Origin of the sequence: Rhizobium leguminosarum bv. viciae (genome assembly GCF_012276115.1) — a bacterium.
GTDB lineage: Bacteria > Pseudomonadota > Alphaproteobacteria > Rhizobiales > Rhizobiaceae > Rhizobium > Rhizobium leguminosarum_T.
The window spans coordinates 1-570 of record NZ_WIEU01000066.1 but is presented as its reverse complement, the minus strand read 5'-3'; the positions used below and the strand labels follow the sequence as shown (position 1 = coordinate 570).

1 protein-coding gene is annotated in these 570 nt (G+C 63.7%); it reads right to left on the bottom strand.

All coding sequences use genetic code 11. The features are described from left to right. Positions 1-570: IS66 family transposase (tnpC, locus tag GFM02_RS35810; protein WP_168324234.1), on the bottom strand; the 570-nt coding region annotated here is incomplete at both ends.

Genomic DNA, 570 nt, shown 5'->3' with positions numbered 1-570 from the left:
CCTGCCATGGCCTGTCATCACGCGCATAGGCCCAAAGCTGCCCGGTCTTGGTTTTGCCACGTCCCGGATCGAGCACCGGGGCTGTCGTCTCGTCGGCGAAGAGCTTGGACGACGACTTCAAATGATCGAGCAGCCGCTGATGGACTGGGCGCAGATGCCAGGCGGCACGGCCGACCCAGTCGGCGAGCGTCGAACGATCAAGATCGATGCCCTGGCGCTTGTAGATTTGCGCCTGGCGGTACAGCGGCAGGTGGTCGGCATATTTAGAGACCAGAACCTGGGCGACAGTTGCCTCTGTCGGAATGCCGCCCTCGATCAGCCTTGCCGGGGCCGGAGCCTGGACAACGACCTCCTCGCAGGCTCGGCAAGCATACTTTGGGCGGCGCACCACCAGCACGCGGAATTGGGCGGGCACAATGTCCAGCTTCTCGCTGACATCTTCACCGATCCGATGCAGGTTATTGCGGCAGCAAGGACAGGCATGGTCATCGATATCGACCACGACCTCGATGCGCGGCAGGTGCGCTGGCAGCGAGCCCCGGTTCGTGCGCCGTTTGGCGACCTGCGCCT